Consider the following 8695-nt stretch of genomic DNA (forward strand, 5'->3'; position numbering starts at 1 on the left):
GGTTATATTCTTAGCTTGTGAATTTGGCAGCGTTCCACCCCCCCGCCGTAAAGGAGCCTGGATGGGTAACACAGAGGACGATGACGACTGGCTGATCGACGACGACGACGCCGTCAGGTCCGCCGCCAGCGCGGCCCTCGCCGCCGGCACGCTGCCCCCCTGGCGCGTGCTGGTGGTCGACGACGACACCGACGTCCATGCGGTGACCCGGCTGGCGCTGCGCAACGTGGGCTTCATGGGGCGCGAGCTCGAACTGTTCTCGGCCCACAGCGCCGCCGAAGGATTCGCCCTGCTGCGCGACACGGCCGACATCGCGCTGGTGCTGCTCGACGTGGTGATGGAAACCGAAGACGCCGGCCTGGTGCTGGCGCGCCGCATCCGCGAGGAGCTTGGCAACCACACCGTGCGGGTGGTGCTGCGCACCGGCCAGCCGGGCCAGGCGCCGGAGCAGCGCGTGATCATCGATTACGACATCCACGACTACAAGGCGAAGACCGAACTGACCACGCAGCGCCTGTTTACCGCCGTGATCTCGGCACTGCGCGCCTACGATACCTTGACCACGCTCGAGCGCAGCCGCGCGGCGCTGTCGCGCGTGCTGGCCAGCGCGGGCGATCTGAATCGGGCGGCCTACCACGGCGGCTCGCTGCGCGACTTCGCCGCCGGGATGCTCGGCCAGCTGACTTCGGTGCTCGATGCCGGCGCCGAAGGCATGCTGTGCGTGATGGCGGCCGACGGCGGCGAGCTGGCGATTCTGGCCGCCGGCGGCGCGTATGCCGACCTGGCCGGCCAGGCCAGGCTGCCGGCCGGCCATCCGCTGCGCCCGGCCTTCGAGCGCGCCTTGCTGGCGCAGTGCAGCGAGCACGGCGACGACGCCACCGTGCTGCTGGTGCCAGCCGAACAACAGCGGCGCGCCTGCATCGCGCTGATCCCCGCGCTGCAGGTCGCGCCGATCCAGCGCGACCTGCTCGAGCTGTTCGGCCAGCTCGCCGCCGCGGCGTTCGACAACCATTATCTTTTCGACCAGCTGCGCGCGCTGCGGCAAAGCGCCGGCGCGCCGGCGCCGCCGTTGCCGGGTATCTTTCCAGCCCATTGAGTGGCCGGCGCGGTCGATTTGTCGCGCCGAGCCGTCAAAAGCCGGCTGTATCACGGCCGCCACGGCTGATTTAATTTTTTTCCGAGTTTGCCGTTATATACTCCAAGCATAAGGCGTGCCCAAGTAGCGCGCCGTGGCGTAACGCCAATGGCATGACAGGAAAAACAACTGATGAATGAACTAGACGGACTCTCCGCGCTGATTATCGAGCCGCATGCCGGCATGCGCGCCAGTATCCACAACATGCTCAACCTGTGCGGCCTGACCAAGATCGACCACGCCAGCAGTTCGAACCACGCCATCAAGCACCTCGGCCTGAAGACGTTCGACCTGATCCTGTGCGAGTATGACCTCGACGGCGGCCAGGACGGCCAGCAGCTGCTCGAAGACCTGCGCCACCACAAGCTGATCACGCTGGCGACGATGTTCTTCATGGTCACCGCCGAGGGCAATTACAGCAAGGTCGTCAGCGCCGCCGAACTGGCGCCGACCGACTACATCCTCAAGCCGTTCACCGCCGACCGCCTGCTCGAACGGATCGGCCGCGCGCTGGAACGGCGCAACGTGTTCATGCCGGTCTATCAGTTCATGGAAAGCGGTAACCAGCGCGACGCCATCACCGCCTGCATCGACGGCATGAAGCTGAACCCGCGCTACGCGGTCGACTTCCTGCGCCTGCGCGCCGAGCTGCACATGTTCCTCGGCGAGCCGGCCGAAGCCGAACCGATCTACCAGCAGCTGTTCGAGTCGAAGGCGATTGCCTGGGCCAGGCTGGGACTGGCCAAGACGCTGTTCATGCGCGAGCGCTTCGACGAAGCGAAGGACATGCTCGAGGACCTGGTCGAAAGCAACAAGAAATTCGTCGACGCCTACGACTGGCTGTCGAAAACCCATTCCGCCATCGGCGCGCTGGAAAAGTCGCAGGCGGTACTGGCCGAGGCGGTGGCGGTGTCGCCGCACGCGGTGCGGCGCCTGCGCAAGCTGGGCGAACTGGCGCTCGAAACGGGCGACACCGACACGGCCGAAAAGGTGCTCAAGCAGGTCGTCAGCAAGGCCAAGTATTCCGAATTCCGGGACCCCGAAGACCACGTGAAACTGGTGCAGACACTGGTGCGCAAGGGCGATCCGGTGCAGGCGGCGGCGGTCATCCGCGACCTCGACAAGTCGATGGGCGGGCAGAAAAACACCAGCGTGTGCAGCGCGATCTCGTCGGCGATGGTGCATGAATATACCGGCAACGAGGTGCGCCTGAACGAGTCGCTCGAGGCGGCGCTGGTCGCCTGCAAGGATGCGCCGGGACTGTCGGCCGACATGAAGATGGAACTGGCCCGCAACTGCCTGCAAAACAACATGGAAGACGGCGCGGCCGACGTCATGCGCGACGTCATGCGCAACGCCTCCAACAACGCCGTCATGGCCAAGGCAATGAGTGTGTTCGAAAAGGCCGGCCGCGGCGACCTGGCCGCCAGCACCGCGCAGGAAAGCCGCCAGCAGGTGGTCGACATGGTGGCCGCCGGCGCCAACAAGGCAAAGGAAGGCGACTACAAAGGCGCCGTGGCGCTGATGATCGAAGCGGTCAACAAGCTGCCCGACAATCCGCAGGTTGTCTTCAACGCCGCCGTCGCGGTCCTGAAGTGCCTCGAAAACACCGGCTGGGAAGATCGCCTGGGACAGTCCGCGGTGACCCTGATCGACAGCGTGCGCCGGCTCGACCCGATCAATCCGAAGCTGCCGGCGCTGGCTGGCCTGCACCAGCAGATCCTCAAAAAATACGACAAGGGTCCGCGCGTGAAAAAGGCCTGACCGGCCTGCCGCGGCCATTCGACCATAGAAGAATACGGAAACAGTAATGGCAGTTGAATCGAATCCGCCGAGCCAGAACGAGACGCGCCGCGTGCGCGCCGCGCTGTTGCATAAAGTCTGCGGCGACGAAGACATGTTCGCGCTCGGCACGTCGGTGGCGCGCGTGGTGCAGATGGCGTCGTCGGACGACAAGGGCACCCACGACCTGGCGTACTACGTGCTGTCGGACGTGGCGCTGACCCAGCGCATCCTGCGCCTGTCGAACACCCCCACTTACCGCACCGCGTCCGGCACCGCGGTGACGACCATCTCGCGCGCCATTTCGCTGCTCGGCTTCGACAACGTCAAGACCACCGCGCTGGCGATGCTGCTGGTCGACGCGCTGTCGAACAGCGCGCATGCGCAAAGCGTGCGGCTCGAACTGGAGAACGCCCTGTGCGCCAGCCTGGTCGGACGCGAAATGGCGCGCACCAGTTCCTACCAGGGCGCCGAGGAGGCGTCGATCGCGGCGCTGTTCAAGAACCTGGCGCCGTTGCTGGTCGCCTCGCACGAGCATGCGCGCTACCGCGAGATCAGCGCGCTGGCCGCCGGCGGCAAGCACACCATCGGCCAGGCCTCGCAGATGATCCTCGGCTGCAGCTACGACGCGCTGACCGAGGCGGTGCTGGCCGAATGGAAGATCCCCGATTCGATCGTGCGCTCGCTGGCGCCGCTGCCGTCCGGGATCCACAAGTCGGCCGCCAGCCGCGCCGAATGGATGCGCCAGGTGGCGTCGTTCAGCATGGAAGTGTCGAAGCTGCTGGCGCGCTCGGTCAATCCGGCCGCCACGCCCGATGCGCGCTCGCTGCTGACCCGTTACGGCGTCGCCCTCAATCTTGACGCCGACCAGATGGAAGACATGTTCACGTCGGTGCAGGCGCACATGACGAGCCTGTTGCAGAGCATGAACATGCAGCCGCAGCCGCGCATCGAGGAAGCGCCGATGGGCGACGGCTTGCCCAACGTGCTGCTGCTGGCGACGATGGACGCCGGCGAAACCGCCGAAGACACCTTTCATCCGAGCGGCAAGCCGCACAACGCGCGCGAGCTGCTGCTGGCCGGGGTGCAGGACGTGACGCAGATGCGCGCCGGCGGCGACGCCAAGCTCAATGACGTGATCCTGGCGGTGCTCGAGACGCTGTACCGCAGCATGGGCTTTCGCTTCGCCACGGTTTGCCTGAAGGACCCGCGCAGCGGCCAGTTCCGCGCCCGCGTGGCGTTCGGCGAAGACCATCAGCGGCGCCAGGCCGGCTTCGTGTTCCCGATGGCGCCGACGCGCGACCTGTTCCACCTGGCGATGGAGAACGACGCCGACCTGATGATCGCCGATGCCGGCAGCATCAAGATCCGCGACCTGCTGCCGATCTGGCACCGCAACCTGCTGCCCGACGCGCGCAGCTTCATCGTGCTGCCGCTGGTGGTGGGCAAAGTGCAGCTTGGGCTGTTCTATGCCGACCGCATCCACCCCGCGCCGGAGGGCGTGCCGCCGGACGAGACCTCGCTGATCAAGGCGCTCAAGGGCCAGGTGCTGGTCGCCTTGTCGCCATAGGGTCAGGTCTGACATTCGAACATTTGAAATTCCAAATGTCCGAATGTCAGACCTGACCCCGGCGGCTTTCAGGACAGCGGCCCCAGCGCCTGGCCCTTGGCCCGCATCATGAACTCGCGGAACTGCGCCGGCGGCATCGGCCGCGCGAACAGGTAGCCTTGCGCTTCGTCGCACACGTGCAGCCGCAGAAAATTGCGCTGCGCCGCCGTCTCCACGCCTTCGGCCAGCACCGTCAGTCCCATCGCGTGGGCCATGCCGATGGTGGCGGTGACGATCGCCGCGTCGTTCGGATCGGTCTCGATGTCGGTCACGAAACTGCCGTCGATCTTGATGCGGTCGATCGCGAACAGCTTCAGGTACGACAGCGACGAATAGCCGGTGCCGAAGTCGTCGATGGCGACGTTGATGCCGCGCTCGCGCAAGGCGCGCAGCAGGTGGCGCGTGTGCTCCGGGTCGTGCATCGCGGCCGACTCGGTGATCTCCAGTTCCAGCAGCGACGGATCGACGCCGGCGTCGGCCAGCAGGCGGTCCAGCCGCGGCAGCAGTTCGCGGCCGTGGCACTGGCGCGCCGACAGGTTCACCGCCATGCGCAGGCCGGCAAAGCCGTCGCGCTTCCACTCGGCCATCAGCGCCACCGCGCGCGCCAGCACCCAGTCGCCGAGCGCGAGAATGAGGCCCGACTCCTCGGCCACCGGAATGATGCGCTCGGGCCCCGTCAGGCCCAGCTCCGGATGGTCCCAGCGCAGCAGCGCCTCGGCGCCCACCACGCGCCCGTTGTCGAGCGACACCTGCGGCTGCAGGTACAGTTCGAACTGCTGCTGGCCAAGCGCGACCCAGATGCGGTTTTCCATCAGCAGCCGCTCGTGGGTGGCCACATTCATGGCCGGCGAATAGAACTGGAAATTGCCGCGCCCATGGCTCTTGGCGACGTACATCGCGGTGTCGGCATGGCGCAGCAAGGTGGCGGCGTTGGCGGCGTCGTCGGGGAACATGGCGATGCCGACGCTGGCGCCGCTGTACATGGTCTGGCCGGAGAAGTGGTAGGGCGCCGACAGCGACTGCACGATGCGGACCGCCACCGCGCTGACCAGCTCGGGCGTCAGCGCGCCGGCCATCACGACGATGAATTCGTCGCCGCCGAGACGGGCGATGATGTCGACGTCGCGCAGCAGTTCGCGCAGCCGCTGCGCCACCTCGACGAGCAGCAGGTCGCCGGTCTGGTGGCCGTGCGAGTCGTTGATCTTCTTGAAGTGGTCGAGGTCGAGGAACAGCAGCGCCACCGCGTGGCCGGCGCGGCGCGCCTGCGCCAGCAGCTGCTCGAGATGCTGGTTCAGCGCGAAGCGGTTTTCCAGCCCCGTCAGCGTGTCGTGGTGGGCCAGCTGGTAGATGTGTTCCTGGGCGCGGCGCTGCTCGGTCAGGTCGTGGATGATGCAGACAAAAATGTCTTCGTGGCGCAGCGTCACCTGGCTGGCCGACAGCGACAGCGGGAAGCGGTTGCCGGCGCTGGTGGTGCCGGCCAGTTCGCGCGCGACCCCGCCCGACTGCGCCAGGCACGGCAGGGCGGCGCCGTCGCCTTCCGGCATGTCGAGCAGGTGGTCGACGCGCAGGCCGCACAGCTGTTCGGGCGGGTAGACAAACAGCGCGCCGGCGGCCGGATTGGCCGACAGCACCGCGCCGTCGCGGTCGACCGTGATGATGGCGTCGGCGGCGTTGTCGAGGATCGCCTGCAGGCGCGCCTCGCGTTCGCGCAAGCGCGCGGTGGCGTCGTCGACCTGGGCCTGGATCTGCGTGCGCTCGCCGCTGATGACCAGCATCAGCGCGCCCATCAACGCCGTCAGCAGCAGGCCGCCGGTCAGCACGCTCCAGCTTTGCCAGCTCGGCTGCGAGCTCTGGTAGGCGTCGTCGGGCGCCAGCCGCAACTCGTAGCGGCGCCCGCCGAATGCGAGCTCGCTGCGGTAGCGCGGCCCGTCCGTGCGCGCGCCGATGGTGTCGGTCATGGTGACCGGACTGGCGCGCTCGGTGATGTCGGCAAAGGCGACCAGGAAGTGGTCAAAGCCCGACTGCGCGAGGGCCCGTCCGACATACGCGTCGGCCCGCAGCGCCAGGTTCAGCACGCCCGTCGGCTCGGTGTCGAGGCCGGCCACGCGCTGCAGCAGGTGCACGCCGCGGGTGCCGGTCTGGCTCAGCTTGACCGGCGCGCTGGCGGCCGGCCGGCCGCTGCCCAGCGTCGCCGCCAGCGCCGCGCCGCGCAGCGGCTCGGACATGAAGTCGCGCCCCAGCAGCACCTCGCCGCTGGCCGGCTGGATCAGCAGCACCGGGTAGTAATCGGCGCGCGGCGCGGCGCGCCTGACGCCGTCGTCGGTGATGTCGAGCACCTCGAAACGGCGGCCGAAATAGGTGCTGCCCCAAGCCTCGAAGTCGGCGCGCTGGGCGCCGGTGACGCGCGGCAGCCAGGCCATCGCCATCAGCTCCGGGCGCTGGTGCAGGTAGGCGCCGGCGATGTCGAAGAAATTGTCCGGATTGAGCACGCCGGCCGGCCCGCCGCGCGTGCGCACCACGCCCGGATCGTCGATCGCGCGGGCCACGCCGGCAATGAAGCGCTCATGCTCGCTGAGGGCCGCCTGCATCATCTGGCCGACCTCCTGCGCCTTCATGCGGAAGGTGTGCAGCTGTTCTTCGTGCTCCCAGCGCAGCGCCTGGCGGTAGATGGCGATGAAGGCGGCGGCGGCGATGATCAAAGGCAGCGCCACCAGCAGCCGGCGCGGGCGCCACAGCGCGCGCGGGCGGCCGATCGCGGCCCAGCACACCGGCGCGGCCAGCAGGATGCCGATGGCGTCGCCGATCCACCAGGTCAGCCAGTTGAGGCCGACGCCGGCGGCGGCGATTTCCTGCGGCGCCAGCATCGCCAGCACGACGATCGAGGCGGTCGCGCGGATGCAGCAGATCAGTGGCGTCAGCAGCACGAAGCGCAGCACCGCGCGCCCGGACGCGATGGCCGGATCGACCCAGCGCCGCATCAGCGCCGCGCCGACGATCGCCTGCAGCAGTGACGCTGCCGCCAGCAGCAGGCCGGGCGTGCCGGTGACGACCGCGCCGGGAAAGGCCGGCAGCAGCGCCGGCAGGAAGATCGCCCCGACCAGCCCGGGCAGCATCAGCCAGCCGCGGCTGTAGAGGGCGGCGACGGCGATGCCGGCGGCCAGCGACAGCGGCGCCGGCTGGCCCGGGTGGTCGGCCAGCAACTGGCCGATCCATTCGGCCGCCAGGCATGCCAATGCCAGCCACAGGTTGGCCGCGAATGCCTTGTGCCGCGCGCCGGAAGGGGAGTGCAATGTAAAACCCTCGAGAATGCGATGTAGCTTTGCAGCCACAAAAATCATGCGATGGAGATGGCCGGCCGCTGCGGATAATTCTAGACGAAATTGCGGCCGATTCATCGGCCCTTGCACTGTTGCCGCAGGTGCGGTTACAATCACGCCCCGAAGCAAGTTGGTCGCCGATTCCGCGGAAAGTATCCCGCAAAATTAGTTGACAGTGTTGTGTGCTTGCTTCATACTCTGCGGTTCCTCGCGGAGGGGTGGCCGAGTGGTTAAAGGCGACAGACTGTAAATCTGTTCTCTATGAGTACGCTGGTTCGAATCCAGCCCCCTCCACCAAGATGTTGCAAGGAAGTTGTAGCGGTACAGTGAAGAAGAGTTCAGGCGTTACCTCGCGGGTGTAGCTCAATGGTAGAGCAGAAGCCTTCCAAGCTTACGACGAGGGTTCGATTCCCTTCACCCGCTCCAGTGGTCTTGCAATGCATGTAGTACATCGCAATACATTAGCCCTTTTAGCTCAGTGGTAGAGCACTCCCTTGGTAAGGGAGAGGCCACGTGTTCAATCCACGTAAAGGGCACCAGAATTCAGTAGTACGCAGGTCGCAGTAAATTCAACAGACAAGTCAGGCGAGTGCCTGGGCAATTCTCAAAATCGTTAGGAGTCTAAAATGGCAAAAGGTAAATTCGAACGGACCAAGCCGCACGTCAACGTCGGCACCATCGGTCACGTTGATCACGGCAAGACGACCCTGACGGCTGCGATCGCGACCGTTCTGTCGAAGAAATTCGGCGGCGAAGCAAAAGCATACGACCAGATCGATGCGGCACCAGAAGAAAAAGCGCGCGGCATCACCATCAACACCGCGCACGTCGAGTACGAGACGGCCAACCGCC

Annotated in this window: 5 protein-coding genes and 3 tRNA genes; 7 read left to right on the top strand and 1 reads right to left on the bottom strand. The window is 66.7% G+C overall.

Going from position 1 to position 8695, the window contains the following annotated elements:
- Window positions 1-61 precede the first annotated feature (61 nt).
- From CR105_RS24990 to CR105_RS25000, 3 genes are all read left to right on the top strand, one after another.
- Complete coding sequence (locus CR105_RS24990) at window positions 62-1096, top strand: DUF3369 domain-containing protein (RefSeq protein ID WP_099793322.1); 1035 nt, start codon at window positions 62-64, stop codon at window positions 1094-1096.
- 171 nt (window positions 1097-1267) lie between these two features.
- Window positions 1268-2899: a tetratricopeptide repeat-containing response regulator gene (locus tag CR105_RS24995; RefSeq protein WP_099793324.1), complete on the top strand. Its 1632-nt coding sequence runs from the start codon at window positions 1268-1270 to the stop codon at window positions 2897-2899.
- A 46-nt stretch (window positions 2900-2945) separates the two neighbouring features.
- On the top strand, window positions 2946-4487 hold the full coding sequence (locus tag CR105_RS25000; RefSeq protein WP_099793326.1) for an HDOD domain-containing protein: 1542 nt from the start codon (window positions 2946-2948) through the stop codon (window positions 4485-4487).
- Window positions 4488-4555: 68 nt separating this feature from the next.
- Here the strand turns inward: CR105_RS25000 and CR105_RS25005 are convergent, their stop codons facing one another.
- Window positions 4556-7816 (bottom strand): EAL domain-containing protein, encoded by a 3261-nt coding sequence (locus tag CR105_RS25005; RefSeq protein WP_229414117.1) that lies wholly within the window; start codon window positions 7814-7816, stop codon window positions 4556-4558.
- A 239-nt stretch (window positions 7817-8055) separates the two neighbouring features.
- Here CR105_RS25005 and CR105_RS25010 point away from each other — a divergent pair.
- The 4 genes from CR105_RS25010 to CR105_RS25025 all read left to right on the top strand — a co-directional run.
- Window positions 8056-8140, top strand: a tRNA-Tyr gene (locus CR105_RS25010).
- 55 nt (window positions 8141-8195) lie between these two features.
- Window positions 8196-8269, top strand: a tRNA-Gly gene (locus CR105_RS25015).
- A 38-nt stretch (window positions 8270-8307) separates the two neighbouring features.
- Window positions 8308-8382, top strand: a tRNA-Thr gene (locus CR105_RS25020).
- A gap of 87 nt (window positions 8383-8469) precedes the next feature.
- Window positions 8470-8695: GTP-binding protein (locus CR105_RS25025; RefSeq protein ID WP_229414067.1), on the top strand; the 226-nt coding region annotated here is incomplete at its 3' end.

The organism is Massilia eurypsychrophila, assembly GCF_002760655.1.
In the GTDB taxonomy this organism is placed as follows: domain Bacteria; phylum Pseudomonadota; class Gammaproteobacteria; order Burkholderiales; family Burkholderiaceae_D; genus JAFCUW01.